Genomic DNA, 24,048 nt, shown 5'->3' with positions numbered 1-24,048 from the left:
CTCAAGTAATTAATGAAATATTTTTTGATAACATCCTTTAATAAATTTATTACAATGTCATCCCCATGGACAATTATAAAGTATTCTGAAACCAAAGTGAATCGAAAGCGACCAAAATCGGCAATATTTTTTCCGAAAAAAGCTAATTAGCGCCAATTTCCACTGTGAAAGACAACATTTAACACTTTTCTCGCATCTATTAGTTTGTATCAAATTGGCCATTTTAGTCTATTTTCACTTCAACTAACATATGTAAATAAATACAAGCCTTTAGTGGGGTGAATAAATTGCACAAACAATCTTTGCAGCAGATCGTTAGGTTATTTATCGTTCTATTAGCAATAATTGCTATCATTCTTTTTCTCAAACTTTCAATTGTTTACCTATATCCTTTTCTATTCGCTATTTTATTGTCATTATTATTAAACCCTTTTGTTTCATTTCTTGAAGAAAAGGTTAAGCTCCCACGCGCACTAGCAGCTATTATTATGCTATTTAGTTTATTTATCATCATTGTTGGTGGAATTATATTAATTATCAGCGAGCTGGTCCAGGGAACAACCTATCTTGCCAATAAAATACCTGCCTTCTTTAATACGTTAGTATCATATGTGGAAAACTTTATTAATTCAAGTATTATGCCATTTTATCAGAAGCTTTTATCACTTTTTCATACATTAAATCCTGACCGGCAGCAAACGGTTAAAGAAAACATAGAACAAATTATTAATCAGCTAGGCACAGCTGGTACCGATCTTTTACAAAATTTATTGTTTAATGTCCCTGCTGCTTTAGGTCTCTTGCCCAGTTCCATAACGATATTGACACTAATTGCTCTGGCTACCTTCTTTATAACAAAGGATTGGTACAGGCTTCAGCATTCCATAAAAAAAATAATTCCTCCTATTGCCAATGACTCTGGCAGAAATGTTTGGAATCATCTTAAAAAGGCATTATTCGGTTTCTTGAAAGCTCAACTAATACTTATATTAGTCACTGCAATTATAATATTTATAGGTTTACGAATTTTACAGATTGATCACGCTTTGACAATTTCATTCTTCGCAGCTATTGTGGATCTATTTCCATATATCGGAACTGGCATTATTTTTGTCCCATGGATTATCTACCTTTTTATTTCAGGAAATTATGCATTAACCATAGGAATATCAATATTGTATATGATTATTATTATCGGTCGCCAAATTCTTGAACCAAAAATATTATCTAGCACAATAGGAATCAATCCGCTTCTGGCTCTTATAGTTCTATTCTTAGGGTTGCAATTGTGGGGTGTTATCGGAATTATTGCTGCACCAATTATAGTGGTGGTATTAAGTGCATTATATCAGTCAGGTTTATTTAAGCAGCTATTTCTGTATATTAAGGGATAACCATTACCATTTTCGATATACAAACGTTCCCTTGTCTATCATTTGCTTAATGAGCTTTAGTATTAACAATTTGAATGGTTGTCTGGTCCATGGCAATACTAGTATAAACCCAATGAAGTCAGTTAAAAATCCAGGTGTTAATAAAAAAATTGCACCCATAAAAATGCAAATACCATCAACAATTTCGGATGCCGGCACACTGCCATAACTCATTGATTGTCTTGCCCTGTTCCAAGTTTCTATTCCTTGTTTTTTAGCAATTGCAACTCCAATAACCCCAGTTAAGATAATTAAAGCAACTACCCACCATGGCCCGATAATGCCCCCTGCCCAGACAAAAATGCCTATTTCCAGTGCGGGAACGATTAAAAGTGCCAGTATTAACCAACGCATACCCATTCATCCTTTCCATTGTATAAAAAATGAAGGGATTATTTCCCTTCATTTTTTATAAATCTCATGCAAGTTAAAGGGATTTATACAAGTATGCTTTAAAGTACACTTGCATGACCCTTGTATATGTCGCCTTTTGCTGAATCCATTGTAATATCTTCTTGATCTTTTATTAAATCCAGGACATTTTTCACCCCGACAATTACTGGAATTCCTAGACTTAAACCAACTACCGCAGCATGTGAGGTCAAACCGCCTTCTTCCGTTATGATACCACCCGCTTTTTCAATCGCTGGCATCATATCCCGATCAGTTCCATATGTTATAAGAATGTCTTCCTCCTCAAGCTTGTCAATTGCTTCTCTTGCATTTTTCGCAACTACAGCTTTGCCATATGCGCTTCGTCGGCCGATACCTTGGCCCTTTGCAATTACGTCACCAATAACGTGTACTTTCATTAAGTTTGTTGTTCCGCTTTCGCCAACAGGAACACCTGCAGTAATAATAACCCTGCTGCCCCGTTCAAATAAACCAGTACTTAACCCACGATCAACCGCTATATCTAACATTTCATCAGTAGACAACGCCTTTCCGCCCATTACAGCATGAACACCCCAAATAAGGGATAACTGACGATTAACCCGTTCTGAAAATGTTACAGCAACAATTGGAGCTTTTGGACGATACTTAGAAATCATTCGAGCCGTATGACCACTTTCAGTTGGTGTAATAATCGCGCTTACAGATAGGTTCATAGCTGTATGTGTAACCGATTGACTTATTGCGTCTGTAATGGTCATATCCACTGACCTGGAACGATTCGTTAAAATCATTTTATGATCTAATGCTGTTTCTGCTTTTAGTGCAATGTTACTCATTGTTTGCACTGATTCAACGGGATAGCTGCCGGCAGCAGTCTCTCCAGATAGCATAATAGCATCCGTACCATCAAAAATAGCATTTGCAACATCGGATGCCTCTGCTCTTGTGGGACGCGGGTTTCGCTGCATTGAATCAAGCATTTGTGTAGCCGTTATAACTGGTTTGCCAGCTGTATTACATTTTTGTATTAAAGCTTTCTGTACAAGCGGAACATCTTCTGCCGGTATTTCTACCCCTAAATCACCGCGAGCGACCATAATACCATCACTTACCTCAATGATATCATCTATATTGTCGACCCCCTCTTGATTTTCAATTTTAGGGATAATTTGAATATGTGTAGCATTATTTTTTTCGAGCAATTCTTTGATCTCTAATACATCGGATGGCCTGCGTACAAACGATGCTGCAATGAAATCAATCCCTTGTCCAATACCGAATTCTATATCAGCTGCATCTTTTTCCGTAATTCCGGGTAATTTAACTTGAACATTTGGGACATTGACACCTTTTTTATTTTTTATTTTCCCAGAATTAAGTGCCTTAGTCTTAAGTTCACTATTGATGCGGTCTATTTCTAAAACTTCCAGTTCAATCAGACCATCATCCAATAAAATTTTAGAACCTTCATGAACATCATTGATAAGGCCCGGATAAGTTATAGAAAAACGTTCTGCTGTGCCTTCAACCTCATTCATTGATACGTATACGTCATTTCCTTGTACTAAATCTGCCTCGCCATTTATGAATGAGCCAGTTCTTATTTCAGGACCTTTTGTATCTAGAAGAATTGCAACTGTTTTTCCAGTATTTTCTGCAGCTGCTTTAATATTTATAATACGTTGCCCGTGTTCGTCAAAATCCCCATGGGAAAAATTCAAACGAGCTACATTCATTCCAGACTCAATCAATTGTTCAAGTTTTTCAACCGATTCAGAGGCTGGACCAATCGTACATACGATTTTTGTTTTTCTCATAATTGTTTCCTCCTTGCAACTCTGCAAAACTATATCGACAATTCCTTTGAAAGTTTATACATTTCGTCGTTTATTGTATGTTGTTTTGATAATATATCTAATATATTGTGGTCAACCAGTTTATTCTTTTGAATACCTACCATTCTACCTGCTTTCCCTTCAAGAAGAAGGTCCACTGCTTTTGCTCCTAATCGACTAGCCAGTACACGATCAGAAGCTGTCGGAGAGCCTCCGCGCTGGATGTATCCTAATACAGTTACGCGGGTCTCTAGGTTAGTGGCTTCCTGAATTCGTTGACCATACGAGAAACCACTTCCTACTCCCTCTGCCAAAATAATAATACTATGCTTCTTACCACGTTCATGACCTCGTATAAGACGAGTAATAACATCATCAAAATCATCTTGTTTTTCTGGAATCAGAATACTTTCCGCACCATCAGCAAGCCCGGCCCAAAGAGCTAAATCCCCAGCATCCCGGCCCATTACCTCAATGATATATGTACGTTCATGTGACGTTGCAGTATCCCTGATTTTATCAATTGCTTCTATAATTGTATTAAGTGCTGTATCAAAACCGATAGTAAAGTCAGTTCCATTAATATCATTATCTATCGTACCCGGAACACCTATACACGGATACCCTTTTTCAGTTAATTTTTGTGCACCACGGAAACTTCCATCTCCGCCAATTACGATTAATCCTTCAATCTCGTGCTTTTGTAATTGTTCAATACCCTTTTGCTGTCCTTCATCTGTTTTAAATTCCTCACATCTTGCGGAACGTAACATTGTGCCGCCACGTTGGATAATATCCCCCACGGAGCCAATTTCCAATTTTTCTATATTACCCTCTATAAGACCTTGATAACCATTTTTAATACCATATACTTCGAGTTCATGATAAATTGCTTTTCTAACTACAGCCCTAATTGCTGCATTCATACCGGGTGCATCGCCGCCACTTGTGAGAACACCAATTTTCCTCATTTTCAACACCTTCTTTAAACAATTCTTACTATATAAAGATAATCCCTATTGGCAAAAATAGCAATTGATTACTATACATAGCACCAAGCTCTAAAATTAATCAAGAGATTGACAAAATAATGTCAATCTCTTATCTGAATGGGCGTTCATAAACAAAAACGCTGTTTGCTTATCTTGCTATGTTATGGTTAAACAATAAATAAGGGCACATTCCCATATGTTCGCGGAAATGTCCATTACTTACGTATCTTGATGCTGCACCATACCTGAATAGGTTATTAAGTTTTCCAAAGCAATCAATAATATAATTTCATAAGCAAAAACGTACGTACATTAATTATCTTTATACTCACCTATTTGCTTATACTTTTCCCATCTTTTTTCAAGTAATTCATCATGTGAATAAGCTGATAAAGTATTTAAGGAATCTTGTATGACCTTGTCCATATTTTCAGCCTGCTGTTTAACATCCTGGTGTGCGCCGCCTTTTGGCTCAGGTATGATCCTGTCAATCACACCTAATTCCTTTAAATCATATGATGTAATTTTCATTGTTTCTGCTGCTTTTTGCGCAAGACTGGAATCCTTCCATAACAATGCAGCAGCGCCTTCAGGAGAAATTACTGAATAAGTTGAGTTCTCGAGCATATGGATATGGTCTCCAACACCTAATGCCAATGCACCACCACTTCCGCCTTCACCAATAACTATACATATGATAGGTACCGTAAGACCTGCCATCTCCATTAAATTTCTCGCAATTGCCTCACTTTGCCCTCGTTCTTCAGCTGCTTTCCCTGGATAAGCGCCTTTTGTATCAATAAAGCAAATAATTGGCCGGTTAAATTTCTCGGCTTGTTTCATGTGTCTCAATGCCTTACGATATCCTTCCGGATGCGGCATACCAAAATTTCTGCGAATGTTTTCCTTTGTATCCTTACCACGCTGATGACCAATTACTGTAACGGGGGTTCCTTTATAGTACGCAATACCTGACACAATCGCTTCGTCGTCACCATATAGCCTGTCTCCATGAAACTCAATAAAACTAGTAAATAATTCTGCAATGTAATCCATAGAAGTGGGGCGCTGCTGGTGCCTGGCCATTTGAACACGATCCCATGGTTTCAGGTTGCTGTATATATCATTTTCTAATGACTCTAATCTTTTTTCCAATGTATTAATTTCTTCGGTCAGGTCTATTTCACTATCTTTAGTAAAATTTTTCAACTCAGCTATTTTTTCTTTTAAATTTACAATTGGTTTTTCAAACTCAAGGACCTGTTTCACTCCTGATCCCCGCCCTTCTGATGCATTTCAAGCAACGTTCCTAAGAGTTGTTTTAAATCATGACGATGAACTACTTGATCTAATTGACCGTGCTTTAATAAAAATTCTGCTGTTTGGAAATCTTCTGGGAGCTTTTCTCGTATAGTTTGTTCGATTATACGTCGTCCTGCAAATCCAATCAATGCTCCTGGTTCTGCAAAATTATAATCACCTAACGAAGCAAAGCTAGCTGAAACACCACCAGTAGTTGGGTGTGTCATGATTGAAATCATTAATCCGCCGGCATCACTAAAACGTTTAATTGCGACAGACGTTTTAGTCATTTGCATTAAACTTAATACACCTTCTTGCATCCTTGCACCACCAGAAGCTGTAAAAATAATAAAAGGTAATGATTCATTTTGGGCATTTACGATTGCGCGTGCAATTTTCTCCCCCATAGCTGAACCCATGCTTCCCATTCTAAAGCTTGAATCCATTACACTAAAGGCTGTTTCCTTACCATCAATTTTCCCTTTACCTGTAACTACACCTTCATTTAATCCCGTTTTCTTACGATCCTTTTCTACTTTTTCTTCGTATCCAGGAAATTCTAATGGATTGCTTGAGGTAAGCTGCTCATCCCACTCTTGAAAAGTCCCTTCATCAAAGAGGCTCTCAATACGTTCATGGGCATTTAATTGGTGATGAAATCCGCAATTTGGACATACATAGGTATTTTTTTTCATTTCTTTACGGTAATAAATTTTATGACATCCATTACATTTCATCATTAAACCTTCTGGAACATCCAGTTTAGATTGTTCATTCGGAATGGAAGCATATTTCTTTTTCTTGCCGAACTTAAGCAAGGTGATTCCTCCTTTTTCAAAACCAACACCAAATAATGTGCACAATTACTAAAATATATTCTATTTAAACTTAATTTACTATATTACACTATAACGATTACGAATTAAAAAAGGTGTCATAATTCGTCGTGATAAAAAATTATAATAATTGCAATTTCGAATTACTTTTTTGAATAAAAATTAAATAATGTTTCTATAGGTTCATACTCTTTTGATTCATAAAGTGATAGAAGCTTCAGATAAAAATCGCTAGGATACTCATCTGCATGTATTGTATGTGAAAACTCTTCTAATAACATCCATATTCTAGCCAGTAAAAGAATTTCAGTTTTTTCAAATATGCAATTGAAAAATGTACGATGCTTTTGTTCATCCCTTATTGCAGGATCTTGAATTAATTTATTTAGTGTATTAATCTCTTGTTCCGTTATACGGGAAAAGGCTATTTTAGCTGCTTCTTTTTCGATTAACTCTTTGACTAGCATAATGTCATTCTTCGTTTTATTTTCCTGTAATATGAATGATGCCAGCAAGTCAACTGTTTGATAGGGGCGATAAGTACTTAAAAATGTTCCTTCCCCATGCCTCGTTTCAATCAGCCCTAATAATTCAATTGCCCGTAACGCTTCTCGAACAGAAGACCTGCCAGCTTGTAATTTTTCCGATAGTTCCCGTTCCGATGGGAGCTTATCGCCAGGCTCCAAATCGTTACTCTCGATGAATTTACGGATTTCATGCAGAACTTCCTGGTATACTTTTTGTTTAGGCGTCATCGTCACTAGCCTAAATTCACTCCTTAATCCACTTTTATTTGTGTTAGGCTTTTCGTTTTTTCAGCAATATCCTCAGGGTTAACTTGAATTCTGGCCACACCGGATTCCATTGCTGCCTTCGCAACACTAGATGCTACTAATGGAGCGACCCGAGAATCAAATGGAGCTGGGATAACGTAATCTTCGTTCAACTCTTCGTCACTTATCAGTGATGCAATTGCTTCAGCTGCAGCTATTTTCATTTTTTCATTAATCCTTGTCGCTCGAACATCTAATGCTCCTCGGAAGATTCCTGGAAATGCAAGTACATTATTAACCTGGTTAGGGAAATCTGATCTGCCGGTTCCTATCACTTTAGCACCAGCATCCTTGGCATCTTCAGGCATAATTTCAGGATCAGGATTTGCCATTGCAAAAATGATGGGATCTTCATTCATTCGTTTAACCATATCTTGTTTTAATAACCCGCCAACAGAGACACCAATAAACACGTCTGCACCTTCAAGCATTTCTTCTAAATTACCTTCTTTTTTATCCTTGTTCGTCATTTTTGCTACTTTGTCTTTTACATCATTCATTCCATATGATCTGCCTTCAAAAATAGCTCCTTTTGAATCACACATAATCATATCGCGAACGCCAAAATTATACAGTAATTTAATGATCGCGATTCCTGCAGCACCTGCACCATTGGCTACTACTTTGATATCAGAGAATGATTTTCCAACCAATTTTAATGCATTAATCAATCCGGCAACTGTTACGATAGCTGTACCGTGCTGATCATCGTGAAAGATCGGGATGTTGGTTTCCTTTTTTAGTCTTTCCTCAATAATAAAGCAATTTGGGGCAGCGATATCTTCCAAATTTACACCGCCAAAAGTTGGCTCCATTAATTTGACAGTTTGAACTATTTCATCTATATCATGCGTTGCTAAACAAATTGGAAATGAATCAACCCCTGCAAAACTTTTAAATAGAACAGATTTGCCTTCCATAACTGGTAAAGCTGCCTCCGGGCCAATATTACCAAGACCCAATACAGCAGATCCATCACTAACTACAGCAACCATATTGCCTTTCATTGTATAATCATATACGGTTTCTTTGCGATCGTAGATTTCTTTGCAAGGCTCTGCCACACCAGGTGAGTACGCTAAACTTAAATCTTTGGCATTACGTACTGGTACCTTGGATTGTGTCGTTAGTTTCCCTTTATTCACTTTATGCATATGTAGTGCTTCGTCCCTTAAATTAGACACAGTTTATTCGCTCCTTTGGGCAGTATAGTGTAATTTCTTTCACAAAGTGGTCAGACCACCTATCTTAACTATTTAATTATAACAGATGGCATGTGTGTGTAAAGCAATCCATACAATACTAATTTTCCAATACGACATTTTCTTCACCAAAATAATTCTGTAAATCGCGTATACATGTTTGGTTGGGTTTAATTAAGTATTCACTTGATAATTGGTAGGTTTTCTTTGTTTGTTCATAATACATAATAATTGATGTGCTCCCTGGATAGCTGTTTGCAATGGCCCTTATATGACGTAAAGCATTTTCGCTATTTTGAGCAGTTACCTTTATAAATAATCGCCTTGTCTGGTTCCCTTCCCATTCTTTTTCATCAAATAATGCAATGTCTGATAAAAGCCACTGAATTCCATTATTTCTTGTCTCAATCTTACCTTTAACCAAAACAATACTCTCTTCATTTAAAAAACGGTGTGTGTCTCGGAATAATTCAGGGAATATAACTGCTTCCATATCATCCGTTTCATCCCCTATTGTCACAAACGCCATCGGATCCCCGCGTTTTGTGCGGATTTTTTTAATCGATTGAATTATAACCGCACTTTTTATATTCCGTTTTCCAACATTTTTCTGAGCCTCAACCATCGTTATATATCCATTTTGCGTTAACGAATTTCGAAAGGCTTTTAATGGATGGCTGGAAACATAAAAGCCCAGCAGCTCTTTTTCATGAGCTAGCTTTTTCATTAAACTAAAATCAGCAATATCTACATAGTTTGCTTCTAAGTCAAGTTTATCTTGAAAAAATGATTGTTGATCAGTAAACTCACGGAACAGCTCTCCTTGCTCAATAGCTTGATCTATTGAAGCTAGTAAACTTGCTCTATTAATGAACGTGTCATCAAACACACCCGCCATAATTAGATTTTCCAAAACTGGACGATTAATCACTTTTAAAGAAACCCGCAGGCAAAAATCAAACAAATTTTTAAATGGGCCAGCTTTCCTCACCTTTACAATCTCTTGTACAACTTGATTCCCAATGCCTTTGATAGATAAGAGCCCCATTCTAATAGAATTCTTTTCAACTGAAAAATTCCTGAAACTTTTATTTATTGATGGTGGGAGTACTGTTATATGAAGTTCTTTTGCTTCCTTTATATAAAGCTGAACTTTTTCTTGCTGATTAACAACAGAACTCAATAATTCTGTAAAAAAACATATCGGATAATGCGCTTTTAAGTAAGCAAGCTGGTAAGAAATCATACTATATGCAACCGCATGACTTCGATTAAACCCATAGTTTGAAAACTTTACAATCCAACGAAAGATTTCCCGAGCAACCTGTCTGTTATACCCGTTCCTCATACATCCTTGAATAAATGCTTCTCTTTGTTCATCCATGATCTCCTGTTGTTTTTTACTAACTGCCCTACGTAATATATCTGCCTTTCCCAGAGAGAATCCCGCAAATTTATTTGCAATTTGCATGATCTGTTCTTGATAGACAAGTACACCGTATGTTTTTTCTAAAATTGGTGCTAAATCAGGATGCGGGTACGATATATTTTCCCGGCCATGCTTTCTGGCAATATAGGTGGGGATATATTCCATTGGACCTGGTCTATATAAAGCATTAACCGCAACAATATCCTCAAGTAAGGTTGGTTTTAACCTGTTTAATACCTGTTTCATTCCTTTGGATTCTAACTGAAATACACCGTTTGTCTTACCTTTTTGCAGTAATTCGTACGTTTCTGCATCGTTTTCAGAAATATGATGCAACTGTAACTTTTGGCCCGTAGTATATCCTATTGTTTTGATAATTTTTTCAATCAATGTTAAATTACGCAGACCCAAAAAGTCGATTTTTAACAATCCAATCGCCTCTAGATCGTTCATTGAAAATTGGGTAAGATTTGTTTCATTCGCACCATTTGTTAATGGGACGTGTTCAACAAGAGACTTTTCACTAATAACAACACCTGCTGCATGTGTTGACACATGCCTTGGCAATCCCTCTAGCTTGGACGCAATGGAAAATAGGGATTTTAAAGTATCTGACTGCTTAATATATTCCTTCAGTTCTGTTGATTCTCTTACATATTCAACAATAGACTTATGTGCATGCACCGGAACTTCTTTTAGAATAAAATTAGCATCAGGCTTGGGAATTCCCATTGTTTTTATTAATTCCCTAAGTAATGACCTTGCAGCAAACGTACCAAATGTAATAATTTGCGCAACATGCTCCTGACCATATTTATTTCGTACATATTCAATTACTTCGTCTCTTCGATGGTCGGAAAAGTCAATATCAATATCTGGCATTGTAATTCGTTCAGGATTTAGAAAACGCTCAAATAATAAATCATATTTCAATGGATCAACTTCAGTAATTCCAAGAACATATGCAACCAGTGACCCCGCTGCGGACCCCCTCCCAGGTCCGACTAAAATACCATTATCTTTTGCATATTTAATAAAATCCCATACAATTAAAAAATAATCGCTAAATTGCATGGATTTAATTATTTCCAGCTCATATATCAGGCGATCAGATACTTCTTTTGTTATTTCTCCGTATTTTTCTCTGGAGTTGTTCCAGCACATCTTTTCCAGAAATGTTTGTGCATCCATTTGATCTTGTACTGGATAAGATGGAAGCATTCGTGCGTTGAAATCAAATGTTATCGTACACTTATCTTTAATAGACTGTGTTTCTGTGATCACCTCTGGCCAATTACAAAACAACTTATTCATTTCATCCTCGGAACGTAAATAACGCTGCTTTATTGATGGTTCCTCCATATTTAATGTCCAGCGCTTTCCTTCTTTTATAGCTGATAAACAGTCTAATGCCATAGCATCATTCTCATTTATGTAACGGACATCACTAATTGCGACAACCGGAATTTGAAATTGCTCCTGAAATGACTTTAATGATGTCTGAATTTTACTATCATGAACTAAACCATGATCTTGGATGCCGATATAAAAATCGTTTTCGGCAAACATCTCTTTCCATTGATTACAATATTCGATGAGATTTTTATAATCATCTGACAGCAATAATGATGTAATTGTTTGATTATATGCAGGAAGAATACCAATGAGATTTGATGTATACCTGCTGAGATCCTCCCACTTTAATGCATCTAATTCATTCGTGTTGATATGCGTGCTCAATTTTACGAGTTGTTGATACCCTAAATTATTCTTTGCTAGCAAAACACACGTTTCATTGCTGCTATAATCCATGTTCAATTGAACAGTAATTCCGATAATAGGCTTTATCCCTTGAGCAGTACATGCTTTATAAAATGGAATTGCCCCATACAAAACATTCTCATCTGTCAAAGCTATTGAATCAAATTGCAGATCGCCTGCTTTTTTCACCAATTTATCTAACGTAATTGTGCTATTCATCAAACTATAGCCACTTCTGACCTGCAAGTGTGTAAACGACATACTATCCCGTCCTTTTGTTTCTCTATCCTTTATTATAGCTAATCTAGTAATAGTATGCATGTATTAGAATCAATCTGATGCATCATATCTTGTCCGTTCCCATCATACAATGTAGTGAGTATACCTCGTGCAGGGGAGAGTAGTTTATGGAAGAACAGTTTTTTGTTAAATTTATTCATTGTTATTTCATTGCATTTGGTGTGATTATTGGTGGAGCAATAATTGGAAGCATAGGTTCTTTTGCAACCGGTGACGCACCATTAACGGCTATGGGAAGAATTGCAAAGAGTCTCAGGATATGGGCTATTGTTGCTGCTATTGGCGGGACATTCGATACAATTGCAGAATTTGAAAAAGGCTTGGATGGTCAAGCAATTGATATTTTCAAACAGCTATTAATAATTTTATCAGCAATGGGTGGAGTTAAATCCGCAATTCTGCTGATTAGCTGGTTTATTCAAGAGGATGTGACCTGATGCATATCCCGCCATACCATAAAAAAGAAAGCTGGCAGCGTTTTTTTGTAGGAGCATTAATAGGAGCGGTCATTGCCTATTGTATCGTTATGTATATGTACGGTTCGATGTATGAAAAATTATTTGCGGAAATCCTTGATTTACAAGATAAAGTTACGGAATTAAAAAATCATAATGATGCATTATTAAAAGCCAAGGAAGATTTGGACACACCAATAACTGTGGAAAAGATTGAAGTGGATATTGTAAACGATAAAGAATTACAATTAGATAATGATACATTAATGAAACAACAGCTAGAAGGACTAATTAAAAAAGAAATCGATCATATTGTTGGGCAAGATGTCACCATCGTTTCAGAAAGTGACAAACTTTTAGAATCCACCATTGAAAACAAAGAAATTTCTATTGATGAATTTACTTATTCTTTTACTGTAACTAAGCTTGCCATTATTACGAAAACGGTAATAATAGAAGTTAAGGGGGAAGTTTCCAATTAAACGTGAACATTTTATGAAATTTTCTAAAATAAGTGGCAGTAATGAAATTAATTTTATAAAATATTAATATACAAGATAACTTTTACTTAAACTTTCATATAATATTCCTATTGAAAGGAGTGGATTTCGTATGTTGATCATGAATCAAAGACGAATTAGAGACGAAAAAATCAACCAGTTGAAGGTTGGTCAAACTGCCTATGCTGAATCTGATGAGCTAATCCGATTAATAAAAAGAGATATAGAAAAGAACAATTTACATGTACATTGTGATGAAACTGCTGCAGGGTGCTGGTTTATTCCACTTCAAGGAAAGCTAAGCAGCTGAACATATTCTTTTTACGTAAAATGCTGATCTCTTAATAAGAAATCAGCATTTTTTTAATTGGTAAAATTACGGCATGCTTCATCAAGATCATATACAACTTTATCTGTTTCTTCCCATGTATAAACCGATGCACCCGATGCCATTGGATGTCCACCGCCATCATATTTTGCAGCGATAGTATTGACAATGGGACCTTTTGAGCGCAAACGTACTCGAATCAAATCATCTTCTTCAATAAAGACCACCCATGCCTTAATTCCCTTTATATCACCAAGCACCCCGACTAACTGACCAGTTTCAATCGGTTTTACATTGAATTCATTCAATATTTCTTTTGATAGACGAACCGTACTCATCCCGGAATCTGTAAGCGTAAAATTTTGCAGAATGTATCCCCTCAGTCTCGCAATATTTTCATTTATACTGTATATTCCATTGTACAGCTCTGTGCGGTCAAAATGGTATGTTACAAGCTCAGCAGCATATGCAAGCGTCTTCTTCGTAGTACTTGGAAACAAGAATCTGCCTGTATCCCCGACAATTCCACCATACAGTAATCTTGCAGCCTCATCATTCATGCGGAAACCAGCCTCTTTTGCATCTATGCAGAATTGATAAATCATTTCACTTGCAGAGCTTGCATTCGTATCTACCCACATGATGTCTCCATATTCATCAACATTTGGGTGGTGATCTATTTTTATTAGTTTATCCCCTTTATTATAACGATTATCATCAATACGAGCTGCATTAGCTGTATCACATACAACCACCAGAGCGCCATGATAAACACTATCATCAATCGTATCCATTCGCACTAAAAATTCTAATGATGGATCCTCTTCTCCAACAATGTAAACATTCTTCAACGGGAAGCTTTTTTTAATTATTTCTTTTAATCCTGCCTGTGAACCATAAGCATCAGGGTCTGGACGCACATGCCGATGGATAACAATCGTGTCATAATCCTTAATTGTTTGTACTATTTTCTCAATGTTCATATTTAAATCTCCAATCCTGCAGCAACGTAATCTATAGTCTTTTCCACTGGTAAAATCGTCTAAAACAAGCTACAATATATAAGTATTCTTTTAAAAGGATGTATATAAAATAATAAATCAAATTTAATACAGGAGTAGATTGGATGGTCATTTTTCCTATTATTATTACCATTTCACTTGTTTTGTGGGTGTACTACAAGGTTGCCATTTTAAGAAGTAATGATAAATTAACACAAGCATATTTTAACGCGAAATCACGAATCTGTCTGGGAAGCTTTGTTTTCTTTTTTGCTATTAACCAATACATATTCTATGAAACAAAACTTTCCCTTTTCATCGGTATTATTTTATTAATTTTGGGAGCCATGCAGCTGAACCTTGGATTTAAAGAAACAAGGCACTATCGAAACGAGTGGAAACGACTGAATCCAGATTCTTAATTGGAAGGATGTCTAAAGGAGGCGATCATGCCTCCTTATGTAATGGAGACATCCTTATTCCTATCTCTATACCGATCAAATTAATTGTGCCATTAACAATCCTTTTCCAACTAGTTTTTGCTCGTTGTATACTTCTACATCTATTTTCGCATAAATTCTGCCAGCTTCCAGCAATTTTGGTTTAATAATCAATTTACTTTCAATTTGTACAGGCTTGATAAAATAGACGGTTAAATTCTCTACAACAAGGTCACCTTTTTTAAATTGTAATAATAATCTGCTGCTCGCTTCCGTCATTAAAGAAGTAAACACCCCATTCGACAAAGTCCCCAATTGATTTGTCATTTGCGGGGTAACCTCCACCTGAAATGCGCTTTGATCGTCCCCTAACACTTCTATATTTCCAGAAATGATATCATCAATCGTATCACCTATTTGTGGTTGCCGCTGCATTTGCTGTAATGCTTTTAACACATCCTGCCTGGACACAACACCTTGCAGCGTATAGGACTGATCAACAACTGGAACAACCTCAATCCCTTCCCAAACCATCATGTGTGCAACATAGGCTAACGATGTTTTCGCTTGGACTACAACAGGATTTTTAGTCATAACCCTTTCAATTAACGTTGTCCGATCTTTTCCAATTATATCTCTAGAAGTTACCATTCCAACCACACGATTCTTTTCATCGACTACTGGAAACCTTGTATGGAATGAAGATTCATTTAGTTGATACCACCGCTCCAAAGGTTCCTTAGCATATAAGTAGAAAGACTGATCGTATGGTGTAGCTATGTCATCAACAAACACAATCTCTTTTTTTATTAATTGGTCATAAATTGCCCGATTAATCATTGCTGCAACTGTAAATGTATCATAACTTGTAGATATAATAGGCAATTGCTTTTCGTCAGCTAATCGCTTTATATGTTCATCAGTATCAAATCCACCTGTAATCAGTACGGCAGCACCTTCATTTAATGCTAGTTCATGAGCTTTTACTCGGTTTCCGACAATTAATAGGGAATCTGCTTCCGTATATCGCATCATAGCATCCAGCTGCATCGCTCCAATTACAAATTTACTTAACGTCTTATGTAATCCCGCACGTCCTCCCAGAACCTGTCCATCCACTATATTTATTACCTCAGCAAACGTTAACCGTTCAAAGTTCTCTTTTTTCTTGCGTTCAATACGAATTGTACCGACACGTTCTATAGTACTGACTAACCCCTGATTCTCTGCTTCTTTAATTGCACGATATGCTGTTCCTTCACTAACATTTAAATTTTTCGCAATTTGTCTGACTGAAATTTTATTTCCGATCCCCAAAGATGAAATATGTTGTAATATCTGTTCATGCTTAGTGGGCATTTTCATCACCGACTTTCAACTGTACTAATCCATTTAATTGCCTTTATTATACAGTTGATTTGCCATAACCTCAATATTTTAGCGTTTGTCTGTGATTCGAACGTTCCTGTTCCATTACAGGCGGATTAGTCATTCGTAAAAGTGTTGCAAAATTGGATCCTGCTACTAGTAAAAAAAACACTAGCCACGCACCCCAAAAAAACATTTCCAGTTCTGTTGCTGCCTCTGGGATAAGCGGCCAGGCAAAATATAAGAAAAAACACGCTAATAACAAACGTAAAATTGCGTAATGACGCATGATTCATTCCTCCTTTTCTTAATATAAATATGATAGGTTAAACTACTTAAGAACAAATGAATTCAAATACAAATATATTAATGAATCACCATAAAAGTAGACAATTAGTGTTGCTATTATTATATACGGACCGAATGGAACAGGTTGTTTACGATCAATAACTTTGAACAATAGAAGGAGCATACCTGCAATTGCACCAATCATACAGGAAAGAAAAAATGTGAGCAGGACATTTTTAATCCCTAATACAAAGCCCAGAACACCAAATAATTTCATGTCACCTGCACCCATCCCCCCACGACTTACAAAAATCACAAAAGCAATCATAGCAAATCCAGCTGCTGCTCCCGCAATAGTAGACCACCATGGTTCAAGCGGCATTATGAAATGAGTGATCATAAATAGCAACAGGTAAAATGATAGTACTTTGTCTGGTATGATCATGTATTTACTATCAGATACCAATAGAATCACAAGCATGGAGACTAATAATACAGCTTTGACTAATTCGAATGTTATTCCAGCAGTACTATAACTAATTGCAAATAAAAAACCTGTTATCAACTCTATTAATGGATAAATTAAAGATATTTTCCCATTACAATGACGGCATTTGCCCCTTTGAAGCAGAAAGGACAACACGGGTACAAGCTCGTACCACGATAAAATATGATTGCATTGCGGGCAAATGGAACGGTCACTAGTGAAAGGCATTTTTTTAGGGAGACGAAGACCAACTACATTGAAGAATGAGCCAAATATTAGGCCAAGAAGAAAAAAGACAGTGGTATATAGTATTTCCATAATAGTTCTCCTGTATATAATTAATTCCTTGCAGCTATTGCAAGTTGAATACCTGCCAATGCTTATGTTTGGGTTACCTCCCTGCCATAATAAATTCTGGACAAAACAACTGATTGAAAGTAATCCTTTCATGTTCTGAATTAACTCTCAACGAATGATACTTTTGACCTATTTGTATTATAATCAAATATTCAACAAAAATCTATTTCTAACTGCAAAGATTTTTTAAATTATGAAAAATTGGAATGGAACATCTAGTTAGCAGTAAGTATATGGGCTGGGACAAAAGTATTTTATTCAAAAAAATCCGAACTAATGCGAATTCTTCAATAGAATTCGCATTAGTTCGGATAACTCTTTTGGTTTTCGTAATCCATACTGTTAATTATCTTGTAAAATGCGACCTAAATTAACCATTTTAAATAGTTTACTGACTATAACCGTTCGTGTTTTGGTTATGTTCCTGCCTCCTACTTACTAAAGCTCCATTACTTCCCCAATATCCATTACTCTTCCTTCACCAGTCTTCACCCTACCGACAAAAGCAACCGGATCTTGTTCGATCACAGGAAACGTATTGTAATGTACCGGAACAACTGTTTTAGCTTTAATCCAATCTGCTGCAACGAGTGCATCCTCTGGTCCCATCGTAAAATTATCCCCAATTGGAATAAATGCAACATCAATATTATTCATTTCACCTATTAATCTTAGATCGGAAAATAAACCTGTATCGCCTACATGGTAAACTGTTTTCCCTTCAGATGTGAATAATATCCCGCCTGGCATCCCTGTATATATGATTGAATTGTCTTCTTCCGTATACGAGGATCCATGAAACGCTTGTGTGAATTTTACTTTTCCGAATTCAAATTCATGTGCTCCCCCGATATGCATTGGATGGGTATTCAAACCTTTGAATCCAAGGTAAACAGCCAGCTCATTCGGTGCAACTACTAAAGCATTGCATCGTTTTGCTATTTCAATCGTGTCTCCAACGTGATCATTATGACCGTGAGTTAATAATATGACATCTGCTTTAACAGTATTTGCATCTAAGTCACACGCTTCATTTCCAGAAATAAATGGGTCGATTAATATTGTACGATTATTTGTCTCGATCCTGACAACCGAATGTCCATGATAAGATACTTTCATTCTAACCTCTCCTTAAATTAAAAGTTTTACTCTATCTTATTGCATTATTTAACAGAGCATCCATATTTCCTTTACCCGCTTAATAGTTTTTCCATGCATTTTCATAAATTTGAATCAAGTTTGGATCAATTAATGTATTTGGTCTTAATTTAACATAGTTCCCATCTTCCTTAACTATACTGCTATCTTCATCTTTCCCAAAATTGGTTAATCCGAGCAGAATATCCGTTGATAAAAAACGGGTCGGAACATCAATATGGATAGTTTCCATATTGATTTCTTTTCTGCTTGCCATTACAAATCCCCAGTTCCCAAAGCTCGGAACATCAACATGGAGATTTTCTACATGCATTCCAGTTGATTTTACTGTTTCAGATATTGTCCAATATACTTCCGTTGCAAAAACGGGACTTGTAGCTTGAATCATCGAGGCACCATCCGGCAGCAGATGATTACGTACAAGTGAATAAAATTCCTTTGTATACAGTTTGTTTAAGCTTTCATTATTTGGATCCGGTAAATCAACAATAATAACATCAAACCATTCATCTGTACTTTCCAGATATTTAAAAGCATCTTTATGAATGACATTAACTTTGTCATTTTTTAATGAACCTTCATTTAATTGCAGCAATTGCCCATTTGTTTGTGCTAATTTAACCACTGCGGGATCAAGGTCAACAAGTGTTACCTTTCCGACATCATCATATTTCAGAATTTCCTTAGCAGCCACACCATCTCCCCCACCTAAAATTAATACGTTGTCATGTGAGGCTGCTGTAGCCATAACTGGATGAACAAGTACTTCATGATACCTGTATTCATCTGTTGAACTAAGCTGTAAAGATCCGTCTAAATATAGTCGTATATCTCCTTGATCTTGAGTCAAAATTATTTTTTGATACTTGCTTTGTTCCATGTGAATAATTGGATCTTTATAAAGCTTTTGTTCAAATGTAAACGCCATTTCTTCACCGAAAAACAAACCAACTACCAATAAAATTCCAATAAACAGCCCAAACGCTGCATGTACTCCAAAACGTTGTATTTCTTTTCGAAACAGCCATAAAACGGTTAATGCAACAGCAAGATTAATACAGCCAACTAAAAATGCGGTTTTTACCATTCCAAATTGAGGACGCAATAAAAAAACAAATAACAGTCCACCAATTAATCCACCGGCATAATCTGAAAATAGAACTCTAGCAGTACTTTGATTTAGTGTTACCCCGATTTCGTTTGCTTTTCGAATAAGAATTGGCAATTCCACACCTGTTAAGGCACCTACCAAAAAAGTAATGAAATACAAATAAAATGCATCTGTGCCTTCAGGTGCGAATGCAGTAATACCAAACATGGTAAAACTGGAAAATCCGCCAATTACAGCAACACCAAATTCAATCCAAATGAACGTAATAAGTAAGTTTTTCATAACTTTCTCACTTAAACTTGCACCAATACCCATACCTGTTAAAAACAAGGATATTGTTAATGTGTACTGCTTTACACCATCACCCAATATATAAGATCCTAATGCACCAAATAATACTTCAAAAATAATTCCGCAAATGGATACGATTCCAGATGCCCAATATATCAGCTTACTTTTTCTTACGGCTAGCTCGTCCAATTCTACCACTCCATCATTCTCTAAAATAACGAGGCGGTCAAGCAAAATTTGCCGACCGCTTCATTACAATGTCAGTAACGTAATTCTAGTCTTCTTTTATGTAATCGATGCACCAATTACAAAAGCCAGCCCAATGGATACGCCCATTGAAATCGTTCCAACAGCAACATTATTTTTCAACAATTGCTCTTCAACAGAGAACGTACGTGTAAACAAATCAAACAACACATAAGCAATCAATTGCAATACAACTCCATAAGCACCCCAGATAAGCGTTTCATATATATGGGTGCTATTATATATTGCAAATGCCAAGACAATACAGATCCCGACTATTTTTCCTGAAATCGATAATGCTACAGCTTGATTTCCTTTTTTGACTTCATCCATGTCCTTGTATTTTCTCGTCATGTTTTCAAAAATAAATAAACCAATCAGAACAATTACAACTGATATAACAAAATATACAAATGTCGCTAAAAATGGTCCCATATTATCACTCCTCTATTATTTTCCCGCACTTGGTCCGCCACCTCTGAATGAAGTATCACCACGTTTAGGTGTACCGTAACCTTTGCCCGTATAGCCTCCATAGCAATTTCCCGACCTGCACTCCTTTGCCCTTCTTTTACCCCAATCATCGACATCAAGAACTTCGTCTAAAAATCTGATAGCAAAATATGTACTTAAAAAACTAGGTGAATAATTCCTTCGTACAAATTCATCCTTTGCAACCTCGATTAATAATACTTTACTATCATCCGGGCTTACCTTTAATGTAACGAATTCATCCGGGTATATTAGTATTTGCTGATTATCCTTAACTTCACTTACCTTCTCCGGGCCTATTGCTGAAGAAAGCACTGCTTCTAGTTCAGATAATTCAAAACGGGTTGTTGCATAGATTTCAGCGCTTTGATTCCCTTCACCAGATACAACATCCATTAATGAAAAGTTTGCTTCAATAATGTCATCAATTTCGTTACTTGTATTTCCTTTAATTTTAGAAATAAGTTCTTCTTTCGTCTTTTCTTCCGGAATATCCTCTGAAGTTATCGTAACGTCTTCCTGCATACCTCGATCACTGAAAGGGGATGAACAGGCAGCGGCAAATAAGATAATGAATAATAACCCTATGTAAACTTTCCAATTTTTCAACAAACAAATACCCCCTTTCCTTCAAGAATGAAACAGGGACAGTCTTTCTATAGATTCTGTCCCTGATTAACTATATGGCATAAACTTATTCTTTACCCATTTTTTTCTTCAAGGCTGCCAATTCATCATCGACGTCATTTTTCTCTAAATCTTCAAATTCATCATCTAATGTACGGCTGGCACGTGATAAATCTTCGCTCGTTTCTGCCTCTGCCTCAAATCGCATTACTTTTTCTTCCATGCGTTCAAAGCCCTGTCTAGAGCTATCGCTTCCGATAGAAGACATTGTTCTGTTCATTTTAGTTCTGGTTTTGGCAGATTCCGCACGAGCTTTCAATGAATCTTTTTTGAGTTTCATCTGCTGATATTCTTTTTTCATTTCCTCTAGTTTGTTTCGTACTAAATCAGAATCTGCTTTAGCACGCTCCCAAGATTCTTTTAAAAGAGCAGCTTGACCTTCATGCTCTTTTTTATCTTGAAGTGCACGACGGGCTAAATCTTCATTTCCGGATTCAATTGCTTGTTCTGCCTGCTTTTGTCTTTTATCAACCATTGCTTGCGCATCATCGGCTTTACGTTTTAACATCTTTTCATTAGCGATTTGCTTTGCAACCGCTGCTTCTACCTCTCGAATATCCTCTGCCATATCGCGCATAAATTGATCTAGCATTTTTACAGGATCTTCTGCCTTGTCTAACATGGCATTTAATTCAGAACTAACAACCGTTGAAACCCGCTTAAAAAATTTGAACATAATATTTTTCCTCCTTTAATTTGAACCAGCTAAAATCTTTATTTCATAAGCTTCGATTGAATAACCATAGCTTGCTTCAATTTCGGATCCCCAGGATTCAAAGCTTAAAAAGTGTTCTTCTTCAGCATCACTGTAATCTGCATAACGTGTTTCCATACCACGCAGATTCGAACTTCTTCCTTCTCCTACAACACGAGCAGTTCCCTGTTCCTCAAGAAAATATGTTTTGCCTTCATAGGCTACTTCCTTTGGATACGGATTATCTACAGGGAGCTTTATTTTTTTATAAATTCCCAGTTCCAATTCATCATCCATTTCGGCGGATAACCAAATCGTATCATTTCCTTCCAGCAATTGATAGCCATACCATTCATATCCGCCATCACGGTAAGTAATTTTTCCAACAACTTCATAATCCCTTAGATCGTATGTTACAATGTCCCCTATTTTGATGGACAATACCGTTCGTTCTTTCGGCGCTGGTTTATCGTTTTGCTTTTTTGAAAAAAGATTCCCAAACAGACCCACTGTTTCACCTCTTTACTTCTTAAATGGTATTTACATTATCTATTACGGTTACATTAACAAAAGGTTTCACTCTGAATAAAGAATTTTTATATACACTAGATTTTATCAATTCATATATTTTTTTGATATACTGAGGTTATTCTATGTTTATGAGGTGAGATAATGACAAATCGAATTGATACACTATTAGAAAAAATGAATAACAGCAACTTAGATGGAATGCTTGTCACTTCTACTGCCAATTTTTATTATTTATCTAATTATTATACAGATCCGCATGAACGAGTTATTGCAGTATATGTAAGTAATGACAATAATCCTGTATTGATTCTCCCGGCTATGGAGGAAGAAGATGCTAAAAACGCCGGTTGGAAATTTGATATTATCGGTTACAGTGATCATGAAAACCCCTGGCAATTGTTCCAGAGCTTTCTAAAAAAGTCTGGTAAACTTCCGCAATCATTAGGAATCGAACACGATCACATTACACTTGAACGCTTTAATCATGTTAAGGCTATTTTACCACAAGCAACTATCCATAATGCACAGGAGCTGCTAGCTGATTTACGCGTAATAAAAAGCAAAAAGGAATACACCTTACTAAAACAAGCAGCTAGTCTAGCGGATTTTGGTGTTGAAACTGGAATGAAAGCAATTCAAGAAGGAGTCAGCGAATTAGAAGTCATTGCAAAAATAGAGTACGAACTTAAAAAAATGGGCATCCAGGGCATGTCGTTCTCAACAATGGCACTATCTGGTACTAAAACAGCCTCCCCGCATGGAAATCCAGGAATGAAAAAGATCGAAAAAGGCGACTTGGTTTTGTTCGATCTGGGTGTCATATATGAAGGCTATTGCTCAGATATCACTAGGACCGTCGCTTATAAATCCATTTCTGATGAGCAGAGACAAATCTATAATACCGTCCTTGATGCTGAGAAGAAAGCAATTGATGCATCACAAACAGGTACACCTGTAGGTAAAATTGATCTTGCCGCACGGAATCATATCGAACAAGCAGGTTATGGTGAATACTTTACCCACCGAATTGGTCACGGTTTAGGGATTGAGACACACGAATATCCTTCCATGCATAGCAATAACAAGCTAACACTTCAGGAGGGAATGTGCTACACAATCGAACCGGGTATATATGTTCCAAACACTGGCGGAGTAAGAATTGAAGATATGATTTATATGACTGCTAAAGGGCCCGAACAATTGACAAAATCGCCAAAAGAGCTAACAATCATTGAATAAATGAGAATGAAGCTGGGACATAGCCACCAATTTATAGTACAGGAACTATACGCAGA

24 protein-coding genes are annotated in these 24,048 nt (G+C 36.5%); 6 read left to right on the top strand and 18 right to left on the bottom strand.

Annotation, left to right across the window (positions count from 1 at the left end; translation table 11 throughout):
- The first annotated feature begins 287 nt into the window (after window positions 1–287).
- Window positions 288–1,394 carry a sporulation integral membrane protein YtvI gene (gene ytvI / locus IEV74_RS00710; RefSeq protein ID WP_188453430.1) on the top strand — a complete coding sequence of 369 codons (1,107 nt, stop codon included), beginning with the start codon at window positions 288–290 and terminating at the stop codon, window positions 1,392–1,394.
- A gap of 3 nt (window positions 1,395–1,397) precedes the next feature.
- Here ytvI and IEV74_RS00705 read toward each other — a convergent pair whose 3' ends face one another.
- The 8 genes from IEV74_RS00705 to dnaE all read right to left on the bottom strand — a co-directional run bounded on the left by IEV74_RS00705 (window position 1,398) and on the right by dnaE (window position 12,340).
- Window positions 1,398–1,787, bottom strand: coding sequence for an FxsA family protein (locus IEV74_RS00705; RefSeq protein WP_188453429.1), 390 nt, complete (start codon window positions 1,785–1,787; stop codon window positions 1,398–1,400).
- A 98-nt stretch (window positions 1,788–1,885) separates the two neighbouring features.
- The gene (gene pyk, locus IEV74_RS00700) at window positions 1,886–3,646 is read right to left on the bottom strand and encodes a pyruvate kinase (protein ID WP_188453428.1); all 1,761 of its coding nucleotides are present in this window, start codon (window positions 3,644–3,646) and stop codon (window positions 1,886–1,888) included.
- Between the two features lie 29 nt (window positions 3,647–3,675).
- Complete coding sequence (gene pfkA, locus IEV74_RS00695) at window positions 3,676–4,635, bottom strand: 6-phosphofructokinase (RefSeq protein WP_188453427.1); 960 nt, start codon at window positions 4,633–4,635, stop codon at window positions 3,676–3,678.
- A gap of 333 nt (window positions 4,636–4,968) precedes the next feature.
- Complete coding sequence (gene accA / locus IEV74_RS00690) at window positions 4,969–5,925, bottom strand: acetyl-CoA carboxylase carboxyl transferase subunit alpha (protein WP_188453426.1); 957 nt, start codon at window positions 5,923–5,925, stop codon at window positions 4,969–4,971.
- Entirely contained in the window at window positions 5,922–6,776 is an 855-nt protein-coding gene (gene accD / locus IEV74_RS00685; protein ID WP_188453425.1) for an acetyl-CoA carboxylase, carboxyltransferase subunit beta, read from the bottom strand. Before accD ends, accA begins: the two co-directional genes overlap by 4 nt.
- A gap of 161 nt (window positions 6,777–6,937) precedes the next feature.
- Window positions 6,938–7,549, bottom strand: a complete 612-nt coding sequence (locus tag IEV74_RS00680; RefSeq protein WP_308418958.1) for a FadR/GntR family transcriptional regulator — start codon at window positions 7,547–7,549, stop codon at window positions 6,938–6,940.
- Window positions 7,550–7,572: 23 nt separating this feature from the next.
- Window positions 7,573–8,811: an NADP-dependent malic enzyme gene (gene ystJ, locus IEV74_RS00675; RefSeq protein WP_308418957.1), complete on the bottom strand. Its 1,239-nt coding sequence runs from the start codon at window positions 8,809–8,811 to the stop codon at window positions 7,573–7,575.
- A gap of 118 nt (window positions 8,812–8,929) precedes the next feature.
- The gene (gene dnaE / locus IEV74_RS00670) at window positions 8,930–12,340 is read right to left on the bottom strand and encodes a DNA polymerase III subunit alpha (protein ID WP_308418956.1); all 3,411 of its coding nucleotides are present in this window, start codon (window positions 12,338–12,340) and stop codon (window positions 8,930–8,932) included.
- An 86-nt stretch (window positions 12,341–12,426) separates the two neighbouring features.
- Here dnaE and ytrH point away from each other — a divergent pair, with 86 nt between their 5' ends.
- The 3 genes from ytrH (at window position 12,427) to IEV74_RS00655 (ending at window position 13,584) form a co-directional block, all read left to right on the top strand.
- Window positions 12,427–12,756 (top strand): sporulation membrane protein YtrH, encoded by a 330-nt coding sequence (gene ytrH, locus IEV74_RS00665; protein ID WP_188453423.1) that lies wholly within the window; start codon window positions 12,427–12,429, stop codon window positions 12,754–12,756.
- The gene (ytrI, locus tag IEV74_RS00660) at window positions 12,756–13,256 is read left to right on the top strand and encodes a sporulation membrane protein YtrI (protein ID WP_188453422.1); all 501 of its coding nucleotides are present in this window, start codon (window positions 12,756–12,758) and stop codon (window positions 13,254–13,256) included. The genes ytrH and ytrI overlap by 1 nt, the downstream gene beginning before the upstream one ends.
- A 130-nt stretch (window positions 13,257–13,386) precedes the next feature.
- The gene (locus tag IEV74_RS00655; RefSeq protein ID WP_188453421.1) at window positions 13,387–13,584 is read left to right on the top strand and encodes a YtzJ family protein; all 198 of its coding nucleotides are present in this window, start codon (window positions 13,387–13,389) and stop codon (window positions 13,582–13,584) included.
- A 53-nt stretch (window positions 13,585–13,637) separates the two neighbouring features.
- On the opposite strand, the gene IEV74_RS00650 is transcribed toward IEV74_RS00655, so the two are convergent.
- Window positions 13,638–14,585 carry a DHH family phosphoesterase gene (locus tag IEV74_RS00650; protein ID WP_188453420.1) on the bottom strand — a complete coding sequence of 316 codons (948 nt, stop codon included), beginning with the start codon at window positions 14,583–14,585 and terminating at the stop codon, window positions 13,638–13,640.
- Between the two features lie 143 nt (window positions 14,586–14,728).
- Between IEV74_RS00650 and IEV74_RS00645 the strand changes: the two genes are divergently transcribed.
- Window positions 14,729–15,025 (top strand): YtpI family protein, encoded by a 297-nt coding sequence (locus IEV74_RS00645; RefSeq protein ID WP_188453419.1) that lies wholly within the window; start codon window positions 14,729–14,731, stop codon window positions 15,023–15,025.
- A 75-nt stretch (window positions 15,026–15,100) separates the two neighbouring features.
- Here the strand turns inward: IEV74_RS00645 and IEV74_RS00640 are convergent, their stop codons facing one another.
- The 9 genes from IEV74_RS00640 to IEV74_RS00600 form a co-directional block, all read right to left on the bottom strand.
- Window positions 15,101–16,402, bottom strand: coding sequence for a DRTGG domain-containing protein (locus IEV74_RS00640; RefSeq protein WP_188453942.1), 1,302 nt, complete (start codon window positions 16,400–16,402; stop codon window positions 15,101–15,103).
- 70 nt (window positions 16,403–16,472) lie between these two features.
- Window positions 16,473–16,700: a hypothetical protein gene (locus IEV74_RS00635; RefSeq protein ID WP_188453418.1), complete on the bottom strand. Its 228-nt coding sequence runs from the start codon at window positions 16,698–16,700 to the stop codon at window positions 16,473–16,475.
- A 42-nt stretch (window positions 16,701–16,742) separates the two neighbouring features.
- Window positions 16,743–17,504: a prepilin peptidase gene (locus IEV74_RS00630; protein WP_188453417.1), complete on the bottom strand. Its 762-nt coding sequence runs from the start codon at window positions 17,502–17,504 to the stop codon at window positions 16,743–16,745.
- Between the two features lie 477 nt (window positions 17,505–17,981).
- Window positions 17,982–18,662: a metal-dependent hydrolase gene (locus tag IEV74_RS00625; protein WP_188453416.1), complete on the bottom strand. Its 681-nt coding sequence runs from the start codon at window positions 18,660–18,662 to the stop codon at window positions 17,982–17,984.
- 79 nt (window positions 18,663–18,741) lie between these two features.
- A complete protein-coding gene (locus IEV74_RS00620) occupies window positions 18,742–20,292 on the bottom strand; it encodes a polyamine aminopropyltransferase (protein ID WP_188453415.1) in 1,551 nt (516 codons plus the stop codon).
- 96 nt (window positions 20,293–20,388) lie between these two features.
- Window positions 20,389–20,784, bottom strand: coding sequence for a DUF350 domain-containing protein (locus IEV74_RS00615; protein ID WP_188453414.1), 396 nt, complete (start codon window positions 20,782–20,784; stop codon window positions 20,389–20,391).
- A 15-nt stretch (window positions 20,785–20,799) separates the two neighbouring features.
- Entirely contained in the window at window positions 20,800–21,450 is a 651-nt protein-coding gene (locus IEV74_RS00610) for a DUF4247 domain-containing protein (protein WP_229683029.1), read from the bottom strand.
- Between the two features lie 85 nt (window positions 21,451–21,535).
- Window positions 21,536–22,204: a PspA/IM30 family protein gene (locus IEV74_RS00605; protein ID WP_188453412.1), complete on the bottom strand. Its 669-nt coding sequence runs from the start codon at window positions 22,202–22,204 to the stop codon at window positions 21,536–21,538.
- 15 nt (window positions 22,205–22,219) lie between these two features.
- Window positions 22,220–22,732 (bottom strand): DUF4178 domain-containing protein, encoded by a 513-nt coding sequence (locus IEV74_RS00600; RefSeq protein ID WP_188453411.1) that lies wholly within the window; start codon window positions 22,730–22,732, stop codon window positions 22,220–22,222.
- A gap of 162 nt (window positions 22,733–22,894) precedes the next feature.
- On the opposite strand from IEV74_RS00600, the gene IEV74_RS00595 reads away from it, so the two are divergent.
- On the top strand, window positions 22,895–23,992 hold the full coding sequence (locus IEV74_RS00595) for a M24 family metallopeptidase (RefSeq protein WP_188453410.1): 1,098 nt from the start codon (window positions 22,895–22,897) through the stop codon (window positions 23,990–23,992).
- Window positions 23,993–24,048 lie beyond the last annotated feature (56 nt).

Origin of the sequence: Virgibacillus oceani, from assembly GCF_014638995.1 — a bacterium.
Taxonomy (GTDB): Bacteria; Bacillota; Bacilli; order Bacillales; family Amphibacillaceae; genus Virgibacillus_E; species Virgibacillus_E oceani.
This window is presented reverse-complemented; position numbering and strand designations above follow the sequence as displayed.